The organism is Fibrobacter succinogenes, assembly GCF_902779965.1.
Lineage (GTDB): Bacteria > Fibrobacterota > Fibrobacteria > Fibrobacterales > Fibrobacteraceae > Fibrobacter > Fibrobacter succinogenes_F.
This window is the reverse complement of the sequence record NZ_CACZDK010000022.1, coordinates 48,223-70,372: the sequence shown is the minus strand read 5'-3', so window position 1 is coordinate 70,372 and position 22,150 is coordinate 48,223. Positions and strand designations below refer to the sequence as shown.

Genomic DNA, 22,150 nt, shown 5'->3' with positions numbered 1-22,150 from the left:
ATGTCTTGGTCGAGCCGTAAGGTTATTGCTTGCGCCAGGATGACAATCCCTAATCACCAACCACTTCCTACTGCCTACTACTTCCTAAACACCCATTTCTTGTAGAGCGTGAAGCTTACTAGCACGTAGACTACGTTTGCGATGAGGTTTGCGAATGTGGTCGGCTTCATAAACTGAGAAACGAATTCGGTAAAGCCTGCGCACCAGGAGGCGGTTGTGAGAACGTGTGTTGCGCCTTTGAGTACAAGGTAATTTATGCCGTACGAACAGAGAAAAACGATAATGAAGCGGACGACTTCAGTGCGTTTCTTGTTTGTGCTCTTGAAGTTCCAGATGCGGTTGCAAATGTAACTGTTGAGCCCCCCAACGACGAATCCGAGAAAATTTGCGAGTCGATAATCCCAGTTCAGGTTTTCGTGGAGAATCCAGAAAGTCGCAAGCGTAATCAGGGTATTCATTACGCCGATAGCATTGTACTTGATAAAATGTTTCACGGCGGTAAAAATACTATTTTTGGCAGCATGACCTGGATTACAACTAAGAAATGCAGCGCCGCAGACGCTGCAGATATGATTCGTAATGGGGATATTTTGGGTGTTTCGGGATTTACTTTAGCTGGATACCCGAAAGCTGTTCCCCTAGCGATTGCGGCTCGCGCCGAAAGACTTCACGAAGAAGGTAAAGAATTTAAGGTAACGCTTTTTGCGGGCGCCTCGACAGGCGACAGTTGCGATGGCGCTCTTGCTCGCGCTAAGGCACTTTCGCTTCGCATGCCTTACCAGTCCAATCCGAGCTTGCGCAAGGCAATTAACGACGGTAGCATCCATTACATTGACGCTCATTTGGGCAAAATGGGTTATCTTGTACGTACCGGAGCCGTCCCTGCGCCAACGGTTGCTATTATAGAAGTTTCTGCGATTTTGCCGGACGGTCGTGTTTGCCTTTCGACTTCGGGCGGAAATTCTGTCTGCTATTTGGATATGGCCGAAAGGATTATCTTGGAACTGAACACGCGCTTGGGTGATAGCTGTGTGGGCATGCACGATAATGCTCTCCCGGAACTTCCGCCGCATGCAAAGCCGCTTGCGATTTACAGTGCTGGCGACCGCATGGGCGAAGAATTTGTGCGCATTGATCCGAATAAGGTTATTGCGATTGTCGAAAACGAAGCCTATGACGAAGTGACTCCGTTTGTAGAGCCGGATGAAATATCCAAGAACATTGGTGAACGCATTTTAGATTTTATCCGTTATGAGGAATCGACGGGTCGTTTGCCGAAAGGTCTGGCTTTCCAAAGCGGCGTAGGTAAGGTGGCGAATGCAGTGCTCTGTGCAATGGCTGATGATGACCGCCTGGGGCAAATTGACCTTTACACCGAAGTGATTCAGGAAGCCGTGCTCCCGCTTTTGAAAAAGGGAAAGCTCGGCATTGCGTCTGGAACGGCGCTTACGCTTTCGCAGGCTGCCCAAAAAGAATTTGTTGAAAATAGCACCGAATGGAAAAAGCATTTTATCATCCGTCAGCAAGAGGTGAGCAACAGCCCCGATGTGATTCGTCGCTTGGGCGTGATTTCCATGAACACGGCTTTGGAAGCGGATATCTTTGGCAACGTGAATAGCTCGCTTGTTTGCGGTTCGGCGATGATGAACGGCATTGGCGGCTCTGCCGACTTTGCACGCCATTGCGCACTCGGATTTTTCCTTACGCCGTCTGTGGCGAAAGGTGGTGCAATTTCGAGCATCGTGCCTTATGTGAGCCATGTGGACCATACCGATCACGACACTCAGATTTTTGTGACGGAACAAGGTTTGGCTGATTTGCGCGGCTTGCCGGTTGAAGAACGTGCCCGCTTGATTATCAAGAATTGCGCCCACCCGGATTACCGCGCTGAGCTTACGGATGTCTTGGAATTTGGCATCAAGCATGCGAAGGGAATCCACTTGCCGCTTGCGCTTTCCCGCGCATTCGAAATGCATACCCGTTTTTTGGAAACGGGCAAGATGCTTTAGTACAAAGCGAGAATTGAAACAATTAAAGCGGGCCGATTGACCCGCTTTTTTGGCCCTGTTTTTTATTTTTGTTGTTGCGAAATTTATACATTAATTATATCTTTGTAATGGGGTGTTTAAGTGGCAAAAACTTGAATGTAAGGGGGCTTTTATGGGATTTATTTCTCAGAAAGTTTTTCAGGCTCGTGCTTTGTGCACCCATATTTGGATTTTTGTTTTCTTTGCTTCGCTGCTTGTGGCTTGCGGCGATGATTCCGTCAGTCGTCCGAACGAAGATTCGAAAGGTAATCCCGAATTGTCCAGCAAAAGAGAAGATTCGAAGTCTTCTTCGAGTTCGCGATCTCATAGGAGATCTTCATCGAGTAGTGTTAAAGGAAAGGTCTCGTCTTCGAGTTCTATAAAAATTGAGTTGCCGCCTGAAGAGGGCCTTGATATTGTTTATGTTTTTGAAGATGGTACAGTGTCGGGGGCTATTGCACTGGACTATTTTGCAAAGAGTACGAAAATCAGCATGGTGGAGTTGAACCCTGACGATGCATATAAAGAAACGAAGACTTCGTTTACGGGTGAAGTTAAAAATGGTACGTATGAAATAAAGAAAGTTAAGTTGCAGCAGCCGTTTGTGAAATTGTCTGTAGATGGCTCGCTAAAAAGTGTTTTGAATGACAAGTATTCTAGCCTTACATTGGTGGCTTTGGGCGATGTGACTTCTGGAGAAGTTTTCAACTTGAACATGATAACGACTCTTGAAGCCAATCGTGTTTTAAATCTTTTGAGCGGGAAAAAAATTTCCTTTGAAAAAGCAAAGAAAAATGCGGCTGAAGAAATTTGGAACATGTTCCATCTAGAAGCTTTTGATTATGATGCTAGCGAAATGATTCATGTTTCTGACATTAGCGAATCGGGCGCAGCACTTTTGGCGGCAACAGTTTTGCTGCAGGCTGGTGCTGGCGATGACTTTGCAAAGTTCTTTAAATCAGTTTTGGCCGATGTCTCAAAAGATGGTAAATGGGATGATGCGGCTTCTCGTTTTTCGATTGCGGATTGGGCGCTTTCGAATGATTTGAACGATGGCTATGCGGCTATTCGCAAGACGCTTGAATCGCGGATGGGCAAGGCTGCGGAATTTGAAACGCATCTCAGAAATTTTTATTTGACAGAACTGGAATTCCCTGAATGCGATGCGGAATCCGCTGGCAAAATTTTCTATGTCAAGAACAAGTCGAGCCAGTTTTATGCTGCAAAATACGATGATGTTTCGAAGTCCAAGGAACGCTTTGTATGCGATGAGCAAAAGGGATGGAAAGCTATTCCTGATAGCTTGAAGGACTTTATGGGCGATGCGACCCCTGCTAAAGATGGCGATGTGCGTCGTGGTGCTTTCACGGGTGAAATCCTTGTGTATGATGGTACCAAAAAGGAATGGCGTAAGGCGACCGCTCTTGAAAAAGACCGTTATTTTGTCCTTGCTTCAAATGCCAAGACGTTTGTCGATATCCAAGATGTTTATGAAAGTATCAAGGACGATGAACGTGTGATTTTTGTGTTGCGCCATGCGGAACGCGGTGACGATACGAGCAAAAGCGGGACCCTTACCGACAATGGTAAAAAACAGTCCGAAGAAGTCGGTGCTAGACTGAAAAAATTCAAGGAAGATTTTGTTCTTGGCGGTTCTGAATTTTTGCGCGCCCATCAGACGGTGATGTCAATTGCCAAGGGCCGTGGCCAATCTTATGATACGCGCGATACGATTCCGCAGTTGAACGACGATTGGTACACCAAGAATAGCGAAGAGGTTGAAAAGGCTAAGAGTGAATGTGGCGGTGGCTGGGAAGTGACCTCCAAGTATGCTTATACGGGTGCTTATTCGACGGGAGCTAATGCGGCATACTACAATCTCGCTGAACGCTCCGTGGAACTTATCGAGGATGTTCTTCTCAAGAAATACACCAAGGAGAAGTTTGTGCTCTTGAGCTCGCATGACAAGTTGATGGTTCCGCTTGTGGCTTACTGCTCGAATTTGCAGATAGAATTGAAAAAGTACGATGGCGGAAAGTGGATTAACTACTTGGCCGGAGTTGCTATTATCATTGACAAGTCGGGAAATCGCCGATATGTCGCTATTCGTGGCCTCAAGTCTGGGTTCACGGATTAGAAATTACTAATATTCACCTTATGCGGGTTTGGATATTATTTTTATTGGCGCTAGTTTTGACGTCTTGCGATTCTGTTAAGTATGGGTCTATTCCGTGCGATGGCGAAGATTGCGAGACGATTTCGGAAGTAGAAAGCTCGGATTCTAATGAGGATCCGCCAAAAGAAAATCCGCCCAAAGATAATAAGAGTAGCTCTTCTTCGGTGAGCAGTTCTTCGCAAAGGGAACATCATCATCGAGTTTCTAGTTCTAGTAAAGAATTAGGTAAAGATACTTCTGAAATTCAAAAGCCATTCAACGATACGGCTATAACCGGGACATTCACTTGTCATGATGGTGTTCTTGTTCCAGTTGAATCTGCCGTTGAAACGGAAGATGAAGCAACGGATTTCCGTAGAGCGGGCGTTGCTATTTCGGGTTTTGTAGAAAAGGGTCCATTCCGTTACGGGACTTCGGTCAAGATTGTTGAGCTGGATAGCATGAAGCGCTTGGCGGATTCTGATCGTTCGCACGAAACATGCATTGTCTCTTCGAATGGCTCGTTTAATTTTGAAAATGTCAATCTTGTTTCGCCGTATGTGAGAGTAGAAGCGAACGGTTTTTACATGGATGAATTCACAGGAGCGTATTCGCAGTCGTTGCTGAAGCTTCGTGCAGTTGTCGATTTATCGAAGCGCGATTCATTCAACGTGAACATGCTTACGCATATGGCTGCCCCGCGTGTGATGAAGCTTGTGGAAGATTCCGGCAATAACCAGCCAATCGGTAGTCAGAGCGGGCGTGCGTTGACAGATGTGCTTTCGTCTTTCGGGATTAGCCTTGGCAGCTCTGGCGGTGGAGGCTATGGTGGCTTTGGTGGTTGGAACCGTGGTGGCCAGACAACTACAACATCGAGCAAGTCCGCAGAAGATATTAGCTTGTTCGGTTCGGACGATTACAGCGCGGCGCTCCTGGCCGTTTCTGTGATGATGCAGAGCTATGGCTCGGTAAGCGAAATGCTCAAGTTTGCTGACTTTGTTGCTGATGACATTCGTGGTGATGGCAACTGGGGCGATAATTCTTCGAAGGCGAAACTTGCAGATAAACTTTTGATGCTCGATGCCGAAGGTGGCCTTGAAAAAATCCGCCAGAACATGGAAAGTTGGCGATTGGGCGATGTGCCTAATTTCGAAAAGCATGTACGTAATTTCTGGACGAAGACTCATAACTTTGAAACTTGCGGCACGATGAATGCGGGTCAAGTGAAGCATGTGGGCAATAGCCAGAGCCAGTATTTTGTTTCTTATTACGAACAGCCTGATGGTCCGAAGATTCGTTTTATTTGCGATAGGACAACCAAGAACTGGCGCGTGGCAACGGACCTTGAAAAAGATACGTATGGCTTGGGTGCCGGCGATTATGATGGACAAATTAAGAGCGGGAAGATTAATCAGGACAAGTCATACATTTATGACCAGGGCAAAAGGACTTGGCGTGTTCCTGAACCGGGCGAAATCCTTGAATTCGAGGATGTTGCCGATGTCTTGAAGACGGTTGCCGTAGGTGAAAAGGTCATCTTTATTTTGCGCCATGCCGAACGTTCCGATGATACTGGTAAAACAGGTCACTTGACGAGTAACGGAAAGAAACAATCGCAATCCGTGGGCGAAAAGTTCAAGGGTGAAGATATTTACTTTGCAAACTCCACTTACACGCGCAGCTATGAGACTTGCGAAAATGTGGCGGCTGGAGCAGGATTTGCGCAGCTTGTAAGCGATACGATTCCTGATTTGGATGGTAGCTGGTTTGTGAAAAATGAGTCGAAACTTGAAGACTACAAAAATTCTGATGGCGGTGGCTGGGTAGTGACATCGGCTTATGCGTATAAAGGAAGCTATAGCGATGCCTTCTATCCGTTAAAGTCCCGTGGCGAGGAATTTATAACCGAAGTAGTCAAGCCGCGCTTCGAAAGCGTGGGCAAGGTGGCTGTCTGGATTTCTCACGATATGCTCGTGGTTCCGCTTGCCGCATATTGCACGGAAGGAAAGGTAAACTTGCGCTATTTCGACACGAAACAGTGGATCAATTACCTCGCCGGTGTAGCGGTTATTATGGGTGTCGATGGAACACTCCGCTATGTGCCCGTGAAGGGCCTTTCTTCTGGCACCATGACGATGTGATTTTAGAACTTAGAACTTAGCTCACTTCGCTCTTAGAACTTAGAAGTTACTAGTTACTGAGGCCGCTTTGCGGCAGTTAAGAGTTCTGAGTTACTAGTTGCTAGAATGTATTAAGATGAAATTCACTAGTAACTATTAACTAGTACCTAGTAACTAAAGACTAAGCTCTGCCTACTAAGTTCTGCCTACTTCTAACTTCCTACTTCTTACCGTCTACTTCCTACTACCCATCAAAAATTGCTATATTCTCGCGCGTTGATTTTTATCAAACAGTTCACTTAATTAAACATGGACGCATTCCGATATGAATGATACACTAAAGAAAGCTATGCTTTTTGCCGCGGTGACAACGGTTTCCGGTGCCTTCGCGTCTGAAATCGTAGCTCAACCTGCTGCTTCTAAGGCTGCAAAGGTTGGCCGTTTTGACGAGCAGATTGCTCTGATGCCGGACTCCATTGCCGCTCCGATCAAGGAACAGCTCAAGTGGATGGATGAATCTACTGTTTTCCAGATTGTGGAAACTCACGGTGGTGGCTATTCCATTCTTTATAAGACATACGAACAGTCCGTTCGCGCCCGCGATATTCGCGATTCCGTCGAAAATGCTAACGGTACGGCCGTGCTCCCGATTGCAAAGGCTAAGCTCAATAGCGAATACTGCCAGGGCAAGATGGAAGGTGGCAAGTGCCATGGTGAAGTCCAGAAGTTCACCATTGGCAAGCTCGTCGAATTCCAGGCTACGGGTCTCATCGTCGTGATGTCCGTTATTGTTGGCCTCTTGATCCTTTGCTCTCTCATGAGCTTCGTCATGAAGAAGCTCGGCTTCGATAAAGTTCCGGCTCCTGCTCCGAAGAAGGCTGCACCGGCTCCGGCTGCTGCCGCTCCGGCTCCTGCGGTTCGTGCTCCGGCACACTGCGATTGGGATCCGAATGCAAAGAGCGTTCATCCGGGATTCACCAACAAGCAGCTCCAGGCGTTCCTCGGCATTGCCGCTGTCGCCGCTCTCGAAGAACATCCGGGACTGACAAACGAACAGTTCCTCGTTATCGCAACAGCTGCTGCATCTCAGGCTATTGGTCAGCCGTGCCGCGTCACGGCTTACAGAAACATTAACTCCCCTGCTTGGACGATCGTCAAGTAAGGCTAAACTTTTAAAAACTTAACAGGCTTTTAAGCCAGGAAAAATCAAAATGAAGAAAACAGTCCGTATCAGTTTCGAAGGCAAGACCTACGACGTTGAAGTTGAAGTTCTTGATTCCGCCGTTGCCGCAGCTCCTGCTGCTCCGGTTGCCGCTCCTGCTGCCGCTCCGGCTCCGGCCGCTGCTCCGGTTGCTGCTGGTGCAGGTACCGAAGTCAAGAGCCCGCTCGCTGGTTCCGTGTTCAAGCTCAAGGTTGCTGTTGGCGACACCGTTGCTGCCAACCAGGAAGTGGCTGTTATCGAAGCTCTCAAGATGGAAAACCCGGTCGTCGCTCCGTGCGCAGGCAAGGTCACTTCTATCTCCGTCAAGGAAACCGACACCGTTACTGATGGCCAGGTCTTGATGACCATTGCCTAATGAGGTAAAAGTCAATGAGTGGAATTATTAACTCAGTCGCGGACTTCGCCTCGAGCACAGGATTCGCGCAGATTACCGTTCCGATGGTAATCATGTGGATCGTGAGCTTCGTGTTGATGTTCCTTGCGATTGTCAAAAAATACGAGCCGCTTCTGCTCTTGCCGATCGCTATCGGTGCACTTGCGGTGAACATCCCGTCCGTCGCGTTCTACGACGGTGGCTGGAGCATCGAAGGTATGTTCAGCCCGACGAACGGTCTCTACTACTACATCAGCCAGGGTATCCATCTGGAACTCTTCCCGCCCATCATCTTCTTGGGCGTGGGCGCCATGACGGACTTTGGACCGCTTATCGCAAATCCGCGTACGCTCATTCTTGGTGGTGGCGCCCAGTTCGGTGTGTTCATGACCATGTTTGCAGCTGTCGCTCTCGGTGGCTTTACTCTCGGTGAAGCTGCTTCCATCGGTATCATCGGTGGTGCTGACGGTCCGACCTCCATCTTCACTGCAAACAAGCTTGCTAAGCACCTCATCGGCCCCATCGCCGTTGCTGCTTACACCTACATGGCTCTCGTGCCGCTCATCCAGCCGCCTATCATGCGCGCTATGACGAACGATGCCGAACGCAAGATCCGCATGAAGGCTCTCCGCCAGGTTTCCAAGGCCGAACGCATCGTCTTCGCTATCATGGTGATGATTGTCTGCGTGCTCGTTGTGCCGGATGCTTCTGCCCTTATCATCATGCTCATGATGGGCAACATCTTCAAGGAAGCCGGTGTCGTTGAACGTCTCGTGAAGACTTCCTCCAACGAACTCATGAATATCGTGACGATTTTCCTCGGAACTTCCGTGGGTCTCACCATGTCTGCCGACATCTTCCTCAAGCCGCAGACCATCATGATTATCGCTATGGGTGTGGTTGCCTTTGGCTTCTCCACTTTCGGCGGTCTTCTCCTCGCAAAGATCATGAACAAGTGCTCTCCGAAGAATCCGGTGAACCCGCTTATCGGTTCCGCAGGTGTTTCTGCTGTGCCGATGGCCGCCCGCGTTTCTCAGGTTGAAGGCGCTAAGTATGACCCGCAGAACTTCCTCCTCATGCACGCTATGGGCCCGAACGTGTCCGGCGTGATTGGTACGGCAGTTTGCGCTGGTTATATGATCAGCCGCTTGAGCTAAGATAATCGCGAATCGCCTTTAAATTCCCTCGGCAATGCGCCGGGGGATTTTTTTGTTCTATAGAATTTAATGTTTGTTTTATGAATGAATACTTTTTTGTGTTTTAATTTATAATTGCCGAAATTTGTTTAAAAATGCCATTTTTGTTTTCGTGAAAATATTGCAGACAAGAGTGCGAATTTTTAATTTTAAATTCATGAAGTCTGTAACTGAATATAAGGAATACCGCGAATATGTGCTGGATTACTATCGCGAACGCAAACGTTGCTCGGCGTTTACCTGGCGCGAATTTGCAAAATTGGCCGGGTTTGCCTCGGGGTCGTACCTGAAACTTGTTTGTGACGGCAAAACGCGTTTGCGCGAAGAAGGCGCTAAGAAAACTGGCCTTGCGATGGGCTTGCTTGGCTATGAACTGGATTATTTTGTTTTGTTGGTGCGGTACGAAAGCGCAAAGACGGAGCAGGAAAAGAAGAAGTGTTTTGAGGAAATGCAGGCGCTTGGCGAAGTGAACCGCGTGAGAATCCTCGGTAGCGAAATGTACACTTACTACGAGACTTGGAAGCATTCCGTTGTCCGTGAATTGGCGGTCGCGATGCCGGGCGCGAAACCGATCGAAATTGCCAAGGTGTGCAAACCTGCGATTTCTGCGGCGGATGTCAGCGAAAGCTTGCGGTTCTTGGTAAAGTCCGGACTCTTAAAGCGCGATATCAAGGGCAACTACCACCAGACTAATGCTTCGCTATCGACAGGAAATTTGAATGTGGTAGCCGTGGCGGTGCATTCGCAATTGCGCCAAATGGGCGAGCTTGCGCTTGAGGCTTTGGACAAATTGCCTATCTCGGAACGCCACTTTAGCGGCATCACGATGGGCATGACGGATGAATGCTACAAGAAGGTCGTGGAAGAATTGGCGGAGTGCCGTAAGCGCATTGTGTCGATTGTATCTGCGAATAAGAGCATAGAAAAAGTTTGTCGCTTGAATATGCAACTTTTCCCGCTGACGGAAAATATTCATGGCCGTGCGGTAGCGCCAAATGCGCAAAATAGTTATGGACCGCAAAAGTAAATAGAATATAAAAGAGTTGGTATGAAGATGAAAATGAGTCGCTTTTTTGAATTTTTGACGATTGTATCCATGCTTTGTGCATGCTCCGATGTTGGTAAGACTGCTGGTACTGATGAACAGAGCGAAGGCGTGTTCGCTGTGAAGGATCGTGAAATCGCGGGCGTTACACAGAAGGGGCCCTTCTTGGTGGGTTCTTCGGTGACGATTCAAGAATTGAACCGCGTAACGTTAGTTCAGACTGGAAGAAGTTTTAAGACGAGTGTAAAAAGTGACCAAGGCGATTTCGTGCTCAGAGGTGTGAGCTTGGTTTCACCTTATGCTTTGTTAGAAGTGAATGGTTATTATTTCAATGAAGTTTCCTGGGAAAAATCTGAGGGAATGGTTACTTTGAATGCCCTTACGGATTTAACTGACCGTAATCATGTGAATGTGAATGTATTGACTCATTTGATGGTTGACCGTGTTCTCCGCTTGGTACAAAAAGAAGGAAAATCTTTTACAGAGGCAAAAAAACAGGCCGAAGAGGAAGCCCTTGCTTTGTTTGGTATTGAAGGTGGTCTAGAAAAATCTGAAGATATGGATTTGTTTGCCGGAGAAGGGCGTGAATTCTTGGCTGCATTGAGTGTGATGATGCAGAGGAATGGCGCAATGGCGGATCTCTCAGAACGGCTTGCGTTGGCTGCACTTTCATTTGAGAAAAATGAAGGATTTGGGGCGGAAATGGTAGACTGGACTTTTGAAACTGAATATGATTATTTTGAAAAAGGTCTCTATCATGAATCTGGTGAATTAGGCTTTGAGAAAAATATCTTATATAAAGTATCTAGAAATATGGAATCATGGATACAGGGGTGGAATAGTGAAAAATTTGTGAACTATATGTATGATTTTTGGGCGCAGAATTTTGGTCTTGGTAAGTGCGATGAAAAAAATGATGAAGAAATCCGCAAAAATATAAACGAACAAAGTAAGTATTATGGAGTGGTATTTAGATGTGATGGGGATAATAAACGATGGATATGGGGTGGATATCGAAAAAAATCTGATTCGACGAATGTGGAAATTATTGATTTACGAGATGGGACGATATATAAGACATTACGTATAGGGAATGTTACTTGGATGGCGGAAAATTTGCGATATGGAAAATCTCGTCAAAATATCAGAAAAAATGGAAATTTATATAGACGTGATTCTGCTTTGTCAGCATGCCCTAAGGGTTTCCGATTGCCGCGATATAGTGAGGCTGAAAATTTATTGCAACAGTATGGAGGCGCTGGAAAAAATGCCGCCGATTCTTTGCTTGCCAAGAATGGCTTTAATGCAATACTAGGAGACGATGGAACCTTGGCATTGTGGATTTCGACGAAAGGTCTTTATTTTGAAGATAGTACTAGCTCATATTATTCTCAAAATGGATTTGTTTTATGGATTGATTCTTCGATAGCTGATATTAGAGAGTTTGATTTTTATAGCGACAGAAGCCGAGCTTTAGTTCGTTGTGTTATTGATTCTGTACAGGTGAGTGATGAACCGAAACAGTATAGCGCTGATAAATACATAATAGATGCACGTGATAACGAAAAGTATCGTTTTACAGAAATCAATGGTAAATATTGGATGGCTGAAAATCTGCGTTATAAAGCGGCCGTGACGAAAGATTCAATATGCGGTCATGATGAATGCTATTATATATGCGGTGATGAAGGCTGTTTTTATTCGTGGTACGAGGCTGTTGGTTCTGATTCTACTCATGATGTGTGCCCCGAAAGTTGGCATCTCCCTAGTCAATTTGAATGGAATGAAATGCTAACATTCGTTGCGGATCGTATAGACAGCTCTTGGGGCAGATGGGATCCGTTGTGGAAATACTATGATATTGGATATAGATTGGGTAGTTTTAGAGACTGGAATAAAGACGATTTTGTTCTTCAGGAGGTGGATAATCTGTACGATTTCAGTGTTAAACCTGTAGGATTGATTAGATCTGATTTGTATTACGATGAAGTAAGGACTGAATTTTGGACAAGCTCTGATACTTTGATTGTGGATGCTGGTTATGCTGATGCTGATGAGGGTGGCTTGCTGATTTCTTTGGAAGAAAGATCAATGAGCATGAAAGCTTCTTTATTGGCTGAAAATAAGCTAAACCGTTGTCCTGTTCGTTGCGTAAAAGATTAAAAAGGATGCGGTTGTATGAAAAATATGGTGAAATTTATCTGTCTTTCTTCTGTGATGATGCTTTGCGCATGTTCTGATGTTTGCAAAACGGCCGGTATTGACGAACAGAGCGAAGGGATTGTGGCTGTCAAGAATAGAGAAATTGCGGGTGTTACGCAGAAGGGACCTTTTTTGAAGGGTGCTTCGGTGACTGTTCAAGAACTTGATGGTCGTACTTTGGCTCAGACTGGAAAAAGTTATAACACGAGTGTGAAGAGTAATTGGGGTGATTTTACTATAAAGGGTATTAACTTGGTTTCGCAATATGCGTTGCTTGAAGTTAAAGGTTATTATCGTAATGAGGTTGCTGGAAAAGAATCTGAAGGCATGGTTACTTTGAATGCTTTGACGAATTTAAATGGTCGTAATCATGTGAATGTAAATTTGCTTACTCATTTAGAAGTGGAACGTATTCATCGTCTTGTTGATTATGCGGGAATGACTTTTGATGAGGCCAAGGTGCAGGCGGAACGAGAACTGTTTTCGTTATTTGGTGCAACCTATGATTTGGGAAAAGCCGAAGATGCAAATTTATTTGCTGGAGAGGAGGGCGCGATACTTTTGGCCTTGAGTATTATGATGCAAAGAGATGGTTCTGCAGCTGACCTGTCGGAACGGCTGTCGAAAGCGGTGTTTGTATTTGCTGAATATGCGGACTTTGATGCGGAAATAGCGGATTGGGCTTTCGATGTTGAACGTGATTATTGGTATAACTCATCTAATGATAAAAATATTCTGCGTCGGGTCCGTAAAAATGTTGAATCTTGGAAAGATGGAACCACAATTCCTGACTTTGAAACCGCCATATATAAATTCTGGGTTCACGAATATGGTCTTGGTGAATGCTCTGTCAATAATGTAAATGAAATACGAAAGAATGAGAATATTTTGAGTCAGTATTATAATATTAATTTTATCTGTAATTCAAATGGCCGTTGGTCTTTTATTCGGAATAGGGAAATATTGAATGATGGATTTGGCTTGCTGAATGATGCGGAAGATGGCAATGTTTACAAAACTGTTATGATTGGTAATCAAAAATGGATGGCCGAAAACTTGAGACGAGAGGACTCTAGTGCTTTTTATATTGCTTATGACCATTTGAAAAGCTATTGTTATGATTTTAAACAATCGTATTGTAATACTTTGGGGAAACTGTATAGTTTCGAAGGTGCCTCTGCTTCATGTCCGACTGGATATCGTGTGCCGAATCTTGATGAAGTTAAAGCTCTTTTGCAATATTATCAAGGATTGAATCAGGAAGTGTTGCCGGCACTTCGTTCGCCGTCGGGCCTAGGACTCGAATATGGTGGACAGATGACTTACGATTCTGTGTACAAGTTTAAGGGAATATATGAGTTTGGAACATATTGGATTGATGGGAAATATGTTTTGAGAATTGATTCTCTTGGTGTTAGCGTGGATTCCATACCGAAAGAGGATTTGTTTTTTAAGGCATCTGTTCGGTGCATTGAAAAAAAGGAAAAGGTTTACGATGCCAATAGTTATATGAAAGATTCTCGCGATGGAAATACTTATCGTTTTACCGAAATTGCGGGCAAGTTTTGGATGGCGGAAAATTTGCGTTATAAGGGCGATTCGACAAGTAATTTGTGTATGCCGTATGAGAAAGAATGTTTTTATTTGTGGAAAGATGCTGTGGGAGTTGATTCGGCTAGAGGAATTTGTCCTGAAGGATGGCATATCCCTAGTCGCGATGAATGGGATTCTTTGCTTACGATGGTTGCTGACAATGTTGAAATTAGTAGGATTGGTTCTATTGAAAAAACTTATTATGGAGCTAATAATGACTTAAGTGATGTTCATGATTGGTTTGAAAATGGTTATGTTATTCATGAAGTGAATGATCCTTATGGCTTTAGCGTTAAACCTGTGGGTTCGTTTTATGATGGGCTTCGCGATGAACGATTTTCTGGATTTTGGACAAGTTCTAGCGGCATTTTTAATGATTGGGGTGTAAATAGAAATGGTGTTGAAGTTCAATATCAGGGTGGCGTTGCTATTGAATTTGATGGATATTTGAAGATTAATATGAGTATAACAAGAGCTAATAGACTTTATTCGGTTCGCTGTGTAAAGGATTTGTAAATGGGAGAATTTTAAAATGAAAAAGATGCTGTTTTTTATTGAGTTTGTTTTGGTAAGCTTGTTTGGTGGCTGCGCTCTAGAAGAATCATCTGATTTCTCGAATTCGGTGGTTCTGTTTAATGGCTCTATTGAAGGTGTTTCTCAAAAAGGTCCTCTTTTAGTAGGCTCATCTGTGACTGTACGGGAACTTGATGGTCGCACCCTTGAACAGACTGGGAAAAACTTTAAAGGAAAAATCAATAACAATAAGGGAGAGTTCTTTATTGATTATTTGAAACTGGAATCTCCGTATGTTCTACTTGAGGTGTATGGTTATTATCGCAATGAGATGACGGGTGCTAATTCAAATGGCTCGATTTTTTTAAAAGCTCTTGCTGAATTGGATGGCCAGTCTCAAGTGAATATCAATTTGCTGACGCATCTTGAATACGAAAGAATGCGTAATCTTGTGCAAGAAAAAAATAAATCTTTTGCCGAGGCTAAACGCCAATCGGATCGTGAAGTGTTTGCCACTTTTTATGATGATGTTGTGCATGAAAATGTTGAGCATTTGGATATTTTTGGCAATAGCGAAGGCGATGCGGCTTTACTTGCAATTAATATTCTTTTGCTTGGAAAGGAATCGGAAGCTGCGTTATTGGGACGTTTAACCGAAATCAGCGATGATCTTGCTGATGACGGCGTTTGGAGTGATTCTGCTCTAAAAACGAAAATAGCGGATGTTGCTTGTGGCTTGAGTCTTTCGGGCAATAACGAATTGGGAGTAATTCGCAAGAATATCGAGTCGTGGGAAATTGCAGAAGTTCCGGCATTTGAACCTTATGTGGAATATTTCTGGGCTAAACAGTATGGCCTTGGAAAGTGCGATGCGTCGAATGTGGGGAAAAGTGCGAAAAATAATAATCCGTTTAGTATTTACTCTGGGTTGGAATTTGTTTGTGAAAAGGATATTGGTTGGACGGCGAATGTTAATGGACATCTTATTGGTTGTGATACTTGCCGTGCGATGAGAGATCCTCGAGATGACCGTGTGTATAAGGTTGTGAATATAGATGGCGTTGACTGGATGGCTTCAAATCTTAGATATGACGACGATTCTTATGAAGGTGCTTATGAGTGCTTCCGTGGAAATTGTGATGCTTATGGTTATCTCTATGACGGTCCAGGAACATATACTTATGATGGTGTAGAATATTATGGAGGTTATAATCCTGATGACCCTGCTGCAGGTGTTTGCCCTAGTGGATGGCGTGTTCCGACGAGCGGTGATTTTGACATCTTGTTGAATCGCGCTTCCGAAGATGACAAAAAACAACTTTTTTCGGATGCTGAAAGGGACTTTATTTTTGCGGATGGCGGCAACGTTGTGCCATATTGGGTTTCCAATATATCGGGTCCCGGCATGCACTGGGGTGGATGTCGATATTGGATGACGGTGGATGTCGATTATTCCATAAAAGTGACGTGTAGTAGTAATGCGCCGCATAGCGCTTTTGTCCGTTGCATAAGATATGTTGAACAGTAAAAGTGATTTTTTGTAAGGAGGACTCCCCGCGGACAAAGTGCCGCGGGGATTTTTATGTTCCTAGAACATTTGTGTCATGTTCTAAATTGCTGAAATTTTTGTAAAATTGCGAAAAATGGTAAAATTTGACGAAAAACGCCAATTTTATGTTCTAAATACGCCGGAAAAGTTATATTTGTACTCATGAAGGAAATTGTTGAATATACAGATTACCGCAAGTTCATCCAGGACTACTACGATGAACGTAAGCGTACTTCAGCGTTTTCTTGGCATGCGTTCGCCCAGAAGGCGGGCTTTTCTTCGGATGTTTATTTAAAGTATGTTTGCGAAGGCAAGAAAAATCTGAGTGTTGGATCGGCGGGCTCAGTTGCGAATGCCATGGGGCTTGTCGGTTTTGAATATGATTATTTTGTTCTTATGGTGTCGTATGCGCATGCGAAAAGCGATGGGGAGAAGCGTGCCGCGTTTGAAGAACGTTGTGCAATGGCGCGGGCGCACAAGATGCGTGTTCTTGGGGATGAAGAGTTCAATTATTTTAAGTCATGGAAAAATTCCGTGATTCGCGAATTGGCCCCGCACATGCCTGGTGCAAAGCCTCTTGAAATAGCTCATGCCTGCAAGCAAAAGATTTCGGCGGCCGAAGTTTCTGAAACGCTTGATTTTTTGGTGAAGGCGAAACTCTTGAAGAAGGACAAGAGCGGAAACTACCAGCAAACGGATAAGGCTATTAAGATGGCGCCTGTGGAGGCGGTACCTTTGGCGGCTCGTGATTTGCAGCGCCAGATGGGGGAATTTGCAATCCAGTCGCTTGACTTGCCGCTTTCGGAACGCGTGATGTCGGGGTACACGCTTGGCCTTACGCATCGCGCTTACGAACGGATAAAAAAGGAAATGGAAGATTTTTGGCGGCGTGTGGTGGCTATCGCGACGGACGATGACGAAACCGATTGCGTTTATCGTTTGAATATGCAGTTGTTCCCGATGAGCGAATGGCTGAATAAAAGTGAAACAGTTTTGAATAAGGAAGAGAAAAATGAGAAATAACTTGTATAAATTATTTGGCAATGTCTTTCCGGCCATTGCTGTGGTATCCTTGATTCTTGCGGCGTGTTCTTCTGAAAAGGTCGCGGGCGGTGCTTCGGGTGATGCGGGTGTTGTAGCCATCAAGGATCTGGATGTGGCCGGCTTGGCGCAAAAGGGGCCGTTCGTGAAGGGGTCTGAGGTGACGGTGCAAGGCCTTGACTGCAAGACCATGGAATTCACGGAGGAGAAATTCACGGGAAAAGTCAAGAGCAACAAGGGTGACTTTGGCGTTGACGATGTGAACCTCTCGGCGTCTTGCGCTTTATTCGAGGTCTCCGGCTATTACCTCAATGAATTTACTGGTGAGAAGTCTTCGAATAAGTTGACGCTTCATGCAATCTCGGATTTGAGCGACAGAAAGTCTGTGAACATCAACGTGCTCACGGAACTGGAATACGAGCGCGTGATGAACCTTGTCTCTAAAGAAAAAATGTCCTTTGCCGATGCGAAAATGCAGGCCGAAAAAGAAGTCCTTGCTTCGTTGGGCATAATGGACCTTTTTGAGTCGTTTGAAGGCATGAGCATTTATGAAAAGGGCGATGGAAACTCGACCCTCCTTGCAACGAGTGTGTTGTTGCAATCGGATTTGAATGCCGAAGAATTGACAGATCGTATAGATGCTATTGCTTCGTCTATCACGAAGACTGGTGAATGGAACGACGAAAAAACAAAAACGAAAATGGCGGATTGGGCAAGCGCTGCTAAGGACGATGGTAAATTTGAAACAGTCCGCGACAATCTAGAGAAGTGGAGCGGGTCCGATGAAATTCCTGCGTTTGAAGAGGTGGTTGAAGAGTTTGGGACCGCTTCGATGATTGACCCGCGCGACAAGAAAGTTTACAAGGTCGTGAAAATTGAAGTGCCAGACTCGAATTATTCGCAGGTGTGGATGGCTGAAAACCTGAACTATGCCGATAGCGTCAAGACTCCGAGCTTGAAGGGCGGCAACTGGTGCTACAATAATGAAGAAAAAAATTGCCAGGTGGGCGGTCGTTATTACAGCTGGGCGGCGGCAATTGACTCTGTTGCCTTGGCGAATGATTCGAAGGAACCGTTGGTTTGCGGCTATGGTAAAAAGTGCGGACTTGATCGCGCTGTGCAGGGAATTTGTCCTGATGGCTGGCATTTGCCGTCAATCTATGAATGGGGGTTGTTGAGCGTGGCGTTAGGATCTGGCGGCGTAGCTGGCGAGCCTCTCAAGGCCTTGACCGGGTGGGACTACGCCGGAACGCCTGACAATAACGGTACGGATCTTTACGGCTTTGCCGCACTCCCGACCGGAAGAAAAATTTCTGCAACGAGTTGGCAAAAGGTGGGCTCGGATGTTTATTACATTTATACCAATTCTTATACGTATCAGAATAGCAAGTCTTATGGACAAAGTGTCCGTTGCGTCAAAGGGGATCCTTCGACTGCGCCGGTAAGGCCTTCTAACTAAATAACGTCTACACCAATGCTTATGCGTACCGGAATTACAAGTACTATGGACAAAGTGTTCGTTGCGTGAAAGACGCCGAATAAAAAATCTTTTAAATAAGGAGGGAAGCCCCCGCGGACAAAGTGCCGCGGGGTTTTCTTGTATTCTTGGAATACATGTTTGTATTCTAAATTGCTTAAATTTTTATAAAAACGCTAAAAGTGGTAAAATTTGACTAAAAACGCCAATTTTGTATTCCTAAATGATTTTGTTTAGCTATATTTGTAAACATGAAGGAGATCGTAGAATATACCGATTATCGCAAGTTCATCCAGGACTACTACGATGAACGTAAGCGCTGTTCGGCATTTACGTGGCGTGAGTTCGCTCGAAAGGCTGGTTTTACGTCGCCGATTTACCTGAAATACGTTTGCGAGGGCAAGAAGAATTTGAGCATTGGCTCCGCAGGGTCGGTTGCCGGTGCCATGGGACTTGTCGGCTTTGAATACGACTATTTTGTCCTGATGGTTTCTTATGCCCATGCAAAAAACGACGAGGCGAAGAGATCGGCGTTCGAAGAACGTTGTGCGCTTGCGATGGCGCATAAGGTCCGAGTGTTGGGGAACGAGGAATTCGATTACTTCAAATCGTGGAAAAACCCGGTGATTCGTGAGCTTGCCGCTCACATGCCGGGTGCAAAACCTCTCGAAATAGCGCGTGCCTGTAAACCGAAGATTTCAGCGGCAGAAGTTTCTGAAACGCTAGATTTTTTGGTGAAGGCGAACCTCTTGAAGAAGGACAAGAGCGGTAACTATTGCCAGACGGATAAGTCTGTTTCGATGGGGAGCGTAGACGCGGTTCCGGTGGCGGCTCGTGACATGCAGCGCCAAATGGGAGAGTTTGCGGTCAAAGCATTGGACTTGCCGCTGTCGGAACGCGATATGTCGGGCATTACGATGGGGCTTACGCGCCGTGCCTACGAACGAATTAAAAAAGAACTTGCGGATTGTCGCCGTCGCATTGTGGCGATTGCTAGCGAAGAGGATGAAACGGAACAGGTTTACCGTTTGAATTTGCAACTGTTCCCGATGAGCGAACGAATTGATAATTGTGCCGGCTGTGATGAACACCGCGAAAATGCGGAATGCGCGGGGAATGCTGGAAATGCTCCGGGTTCGGTTGTATGTGTTAAGGAAAAGGAGATTGGAAAATGAGGGTGTATTTAGGTGTCATCCTGAGCGGAGCCTGTAAAGGCGAAAGATCCAGTGAAGTTTGTGGGTTGTTGAAAGGAGAAAAAATTTATGAACTTGAATAAACTTTTAGCGACTCTTTTGTTTCTATCTCTTTTGGGGGCTTGCACGTCTTCGAACGATGGCGGCTTTGCAGGCGGTACTACGGAAGATGCGGGAATTGTCGCCGAATTGAACGTGGCGGGTGTGACGCAGAAAGGGCCGTTTGTCAAGGGCTCTGCCGTAACTGTGCAGGGAATTGATTGCAAGACGTTGAAATTTACGAGCGAACTTTTCGAAGGCTCTGTCAAGAACGATAAAGGTGAATTTGTTGTTGATAGTGTTACTTTGTCGTCTACATGCGCTATGTTCGAAGTTTCGGGTTATTACCTCAACGAACTCACCGGAAAGAAGTCTTCGGAAAAGCTGACGCTCCATGCGCTGACAAACCTCAAGGATCGCAAGAATGTGAACATCAACGTGCTTACGGAATTGGAATACGAGCGCGTGATGAACTTGGTGACTGAAAAGGGCGAGACGTTTGCGGAAGCGAAAAAGCAGGCTGAAAAAGAAGTTCTCGCATCGTTTAACATCAATGGCGATGTCGCGAAATCCGAAGACTTGAATATCCTTGAAAAGGGCGAAGGCAATGCGGCGCTCTTGGCTGTGAGCGTGATGGCTTTGGCCGATGCAAAGGAATCGCAAATCGCGGAACGTTTGGATGAATATTCTGCGGCAATTTCGCAGAACGGCTCGTTGGATGGCGATACGAAAAGAGAAATTGCAAATTGGGCTACAAGTGCTGCGGCTAACGGCAAACTTGATACAATCCGCAAGAATATCGAAAGCTGGGGCTACGCTGATGAAGTTCCTCTGTTCGAAACGTACGTGAAAGCCGTTGCTAATGGCGACAGTGTTACGCTGAGTAGCAGTTCGTTCGGCACTAAGGCCGGAATGACGAGCAGTAGCAAGAACGTTGAGCCTGCCGAAACGTCCAGCAGTTCGGGCGCTTTGTCTAGCGGCAAGGAGATTGCTTCGTCGTCTTCGACTCCTCGCAATGACGTAAGCAGTTCGTCATCCTGGAGCGGAGCGATAGGATCCAGTGACGATTCAAAAGACTCTTACTTGAACCCGGATATTGTTTACGGTGAATTTACGGATAAACGCGATGGCCAGGTTTATAAGTATGTAGAAATCAATGGAATCACTTGGATGGCGCAGAGCATGAACTATGCGACTCCCAATGCGTCAAGTGCACTTTGCCCATCTGCGACTGAAAAATCTTGCCCAGTTCATGGACTTATTTACACATGGGAAGAGGCTGTGAACGTTTGCCCTGACGGCTGGCATCTTCCTTCGTATGATGAAATGGATTCTTTGGTCGGTTATGTATGGAATAAGCACAACATGGATCTTATTAGTCCACTTACGTCTAGTAAGGTGTGGGACCGATATACTAATGAATATGGATTTTCCATGACGTTACCGTATTATGAACCCTTGATGGAGGATAGTTCAAAAAAGTATGAAGATTGTTATTGGGACCGTTATGATGGACTTTCTACCTTTTGGACGGATTCTCTCGATGGCGATGGTGCTATGTATTATGCTATTGGAATTTCTGGGGGCGGTTTTACTTCGGTTTCTCCCTCAATATGCATGAGTCAAATCCGCTGCGTCATGGGTTCAGCCGTTTCTAGTTCCTCTGTGGCTTCTTCGTCTAGCGTGGAAAGCAGTAGCAGCGCGGAACCGCCTAAGACTGCACTTGATTTCCTTAACCCCTCGATTGAATATGGTGAGTTTGTCGATGATCGCGATAATCAGAAATACAAGTCTGTGAAAATCGGTAATCAGATTTGGATGGCACAAAATCTGAATTATGCTTATGAACAAAAGACTAGGTCGGGTTCCGCTTCTAGTTTCTGTTATAAGAATGAACCGGATTCGTGCGGTAAGTATGGACGTCTATACCTTTGGTCTGCGGCTCTGGATTCTGCTGCACAATTCAGTAAAGATGGAGAAGGATGCGGTAATGAAGTTGTCTGCGAATTTGAAGGGAAAGTTCGCGGTGTTTGCCCGAGTGGATGGCATTTGCCTGACACGACGGAATTTAGAGAGCTGCTCAATTTTGTAGGCGATAGTTCTGCTACAAAGTTGAAGGCGAACGAGGCTTGGGGTGTATCCTATGAAAATCCGTATGGCTTTTCTGCCTTACCCGCCGGTGGTTATGATTACCGAGACGAAGACCGCTCCATCAATCCTCATTTCGATTACGCCGGAGGTTTGACGTATTTCTGGAGTATTGTGAGTCGCGATCATGATGATGGGTATGCGCTTGCAATGGATTATTCTTCGAGATATGCAAAATTGGCTTGGTCGTATAAGTACAATGCAAGGTCTGTCCGCTGTATCAAGAACTAGAAGGCTCAAATAAAAATTAATTCGTG

Annotated in this window: 15 protein-coding genes; 14 read left to right on the top strand and 1 reads right to left on the bottom strand. The window is 45.5% G+C overall.

Annotated features, from left to right (window positions below):
• Positions 1 to 77: 77 nt before the first annotated feature.
• Positions 78 to 494, bottom strand: coding sequence for a GtrA family protein (locus tag HUF13_RS11070; protein WP_173475190.1), 417 nt, complete (start codon positions 492 to 494; stop codon positions 78 to 80).
• Positions 495 to 521: 27 nt separating this feature from the next.
• Between HUF13_RS11070 and HUF13_RS11065 the strand changes: the two genes are divergently transcribed.
• The 14 genes from HUF13_RS11065 to HUF13_RS11000 all read left to right on the top strand — a co-directional run bounded on the left by HUF13_RS11065 (position 522) and on the right by HUF13_RS11000 (position 22,124).
• Positions 522 to 2,009, top strand: a complete 1,488-nt coding sequence (locus HUF13_RS11065) for an acetyl-CoA hydrolase/transferase C-terminal domain-containing protein (RefSeq protein ID WP_304039101.1) — start codon at positions 522 to 524, stop codon at positions 2,007 to 2,009.
• A gap of 151 nt (positions 2,010 to 2,160) precedes the next feature.
• On the top strand, positions 2,161 to 4,164 hold the full coding sequence (locus HUF13_RS11060; RefSeq protein ID WP_173475188.1) for a histidine phosphatase family protein: 2,004 nt from the start codon (positions 2,161 to 2,163) through the stop codon (positions 4,162 to 4,164).
• Positions 4,165 to 4,220: 56 nt separating this feature from the next.
• Entirely contained in the window at positions 4,221 to 6,323 is a 2,103-nt protein-coding gene (locus HUF13_RS11055) for a histidine phosphatase family protein (protein ID WP_304039099.1), read from the top strand.
• Positions 6,324 to 6,627: 304 nt separating this feature from the next.
• Positions 6,628 to 7,464: a hypothetical protein gene (locus HUF13_RS11050; RefSeq protein WP_173475186.1), complete on the top strand. Its 837-nt coding sequence runs from the start codon at positions 6,628 to 6,630 to the stop codon at positions 7,462 to 7,464.
• A 49-nt stretch (positions 7,465 to 7,513) separates the two neighbouring features.
• On the top strand, positions 7,514 to 7,879 hold the full coding sequence (locus HUF13_RS11045) for an acetyl-CoA carboxylase biotin carboxyl carrier protein subunit (RefSeq protein WP_173475185.1): 366 nt from the start codon (positions 7,514 to 7,516) through the stop codon (positions 7,877 to 7,879).
• A gap of 14 nt (positions 7,880 to 7,893) precedes the next feature.
• Positions 7,894 to 9,054 carry a sodium ion-translocating decarboxylase subunit beta gene (locus HUF13_RS11040; protein WP_173475184.1) on the top strand — a complete coding sequence of 387 codons (1,161 nt, stop codon included), beginning with the start codon at positions 7,894 to 7,896 and terminating at the stop codon, positions 9,052 to 9,054.
• Between the two features lie 196 nt (positions 9,055 to 9,250).
• On the top strand, positions 9,251 to 10,120 hold the full coding sequence (locus tag HUF13_RS11035; protein ID WP_173475183.1) for a TIGR02147 family protein: 870 nt from the start codon (positions 9,251 to 9,253) through the stop codon (positions 10,118 to 10,120).
• A 21-nt stretch (positions 10,121 to 10,141) separates the two neighbouring features.
• Positions 10,142 to 12,301, top strand: coding sequence for an FISUMP domain-containing protein (locus HUF13_RS11030; RefSeq protein WP_173475182.1), 2,160 nt, complete (start codon positions 10,142 to 10,144; stop codon positions 12,299 to 12,301).
• Between the two features lie 15 nt (positions 12,302 to 12,316).
• The gene (locus HUF13_RS11025; protein WP_173475181.1) at positions 12,317 to 14,449 is read left to right on the top strand and encodes an FISUMP domain-containing protein; all 2,133 of its coding nucleotides are present in this window, start codon (positions 12,317 to 12,319) and stop codon (positions 14,447 to 14,449) included.
• Positions 14,450 to 14,465: 16 nt separating this feature from the next.
• Complete coding sequence (locus HUF13_RS11020) at positions 14,466 to 15,974, top strand: FISUMP domain-containing protein (protein ID WP_173475180.1); 1,509 nt, start codon at positions 14,466 to 14,468, stop codon at positions 15,972 to 15,974.
• A gap of 183 nt (positions 15,975 to 16,157) precedes the next feature.
• Positions 16,158 to 17,018, top strand: coding sequence for a TIGR02147 family protein (locus HUF13_RS11015; RefSeq protein ID WP_173475179.1), 861 nt, complete (start codon positions 16,158 to 16,160; stop codon positions 17,016 to 17,018).
• Complete coding sequence (locus HUF13_RS11010; protein ID WP_173475178.1) at positions 17,008 to 18,495, top strand: FISUMP domain-containing protein; 1,488 nt, start codon at positions 17,008 to 17,010, stop codon at positions 18,493 to 18,495. Before HUF13_RS11015 ends, HUF13_RS11010 begins: the two co-directional genes overlap by 11 nt.
• 269 nt (positions 18,496 to 18,764) lie before the next feature.
• On the top strand, positions 18,765 to 19,688 hold the full coding sequence (locus HUF13_RS11005) for a TIGR02147 family protein (protein WP_173475177.1): 924 nt from the start codon (positions 18,765 to 18,767) through the stop codon (positions 19,686 to 19,688).
• Between the two features lie 87 nt (positions 19,689 to 19,775).
• Positions 19,776 to 22,124 carry an FISUMP domain-containing protein gene (locus HUF13_RS11000; RefSeq protein WP_173475176.1) on the top strand — a complete coding sequence of 783 codons (2,349 nt, stop codon included), beginning with the start codon at positions 19,776 to 19,778 and terminating at the stop codon, positions 22,122 to 22,124.
• The last annotated feature ends 26 nt before the right edge of the window (positions 22,125 to 22,150 follow it).